The organism is Vibrio bivalvicida (assembly GCF_001399455.2).
In the GTDB taxonomy this organism is placed as follows: Bacteria; Pseudomonadota; Gammaproteobacteria; order Enterobacterales; family Vibrionaceae; genus Vibrio; species Vibrio bivalvicida.
Window position 1 is genome coordinate 1 of sequence record NZ_LLEI02000072.1, and the last position, 1311, is coordinate 1311.

2 protein-coding genes are annotated in these 1311 nt (G+C 48.3%); both read right to left on the reverse strand.

The annotated features are described in order from the left end of the window. Positions 1-88 precede the first annotated feature (88 nt). On the reverse strand, positions 89-940 hold the full coding sequence (locus tag APB76_RS23025) for an IS3 family transposase (protein WP_049844328.1): 852 nt from the start codon (positions 938-940) through the stop codon (positions 89-91). Beyond that, positions 937-1245: a transposase gene (locus APB76_RS19110; protein WP_004413754.1), complete on the reverse strand. Its 309-nt coding sequence runs from the start codon at positions 1243-1245 to the stop codon at positions 937-939. The genes APB76_RS23025 and APB76_RS19110 overlap by 4 nt, the downstream gene beginning before the upstream one ends. Positions 1246-1311 lie beyond the last annotated feature (66 nt).

Sequence of the window (1311 nt, forward strand, 5' to 3'; positions counted from 1 at the left end):
AAATGCAAAGCCGAATCAGCAGGCAAACAAAAAGGAACCAACGGCAACAAGATTGTGGTGTACCCCACAAAAAGTAGACAGTACATAACTACTTACTTTCGTACTCAACCGGGCTGACATGCCCCAACGCTGAGTGTCTTCTTCTGCGATTGTAAAATACCTCGATGTATTCGAAGATGCCCATTCGGGCTTCTTCGACAGTTTGGTAGTCTTCTGCGTATATCAGCTCGACTTTCAGTCGACTGTAGAACGACTCCATCACCGCATTATCCCAACAGTTACCCTGTCGACTCATGCTCGGTACACCTCCATGCTTGCGCATGAAGTCTTGATATTTATATGCTCTGTATTGTACACCACGGTCCGAGTGGATAATGACGCCCTTAGGCGGCTTACGTGACTCAAACGCCATTTTTAGGGCATTGGTGATGAGTTCGACGGTCATCGTTGTACCTAGCGACCAACCTACGATGCGCCTTGAATGTAAGTCCATCACTGTCGCTAAGAAAAGCCAACGGCTCTTCACCCAGATATACGTGATGTCCGTGACCCACTTCTGATTTGGTGTCTCGGACTCAAAGTCTCGACGCAGTAAATTGTCGGCAACATTCGTCATAGCAGCCACATCCTTGCTGTATTTAAACCCTTTGCCATTTCGTGCCTTGATACCTTTTTCTTTCATGATATCAGCCACATAATTCACGCAGCAGGCATAGCCTGCTTCGTTTAGCTCTTCTGCTATTCGCACTGAACCGTAGCGTGCCCGATATTGGGCAAAGGTACACATGACGAGCTGTTCAAAGCGCTCTCGCCGCTTTGAACGCTCACTCGGCGTATGATGGCACCACTTATAGTAGCCGCCTCGACTCACTTCTAAGGTGCGGCACATTAAGCTAATGGAATACTCACCGACATAGCTTTCAATGAACTCGTACTTCACTCTTGCTGCTTCGCGAAGTACGCCGAGACCTTTTTTAGGAATTCCATTTCATCTTTGAGTCGCTTGTTCTCGCGCCTTAGCGCTCGAAGCTCTTCGGACTCTTTCTTCGAGTAATCGACACCGTCTAAGGTGTTAAACTGTTTATCAGATAGGCGTGTGAACTGGCGCTTCCAGTTCCGGATCTGCTGGGCACTGATGCCCAGCTCCTTGGCAACGGAGACTGCTGTTCGGCCAGGAAGACTGGCCAAGCGAACTGCTTCTTTACGGAACTCTTCGGTGTACGCTGGATTACGATGTTTAGCCATAAATCACCTCTCAATTAGACCCTAGGTCTAACTTAGTAAAGTGTCTACTAAACGTGGGGTACTCGG

Bases quoted from the DNA above. Each gene is read 5' to 3' on its own strand.
- APB76_RS19110 (WP_004413754.1), bottom strand. From the start codon at position 1,245: ATGGCTAAACATCGTAATCCAGCGTACACCGAAGAGTTCCGTAAAGAA.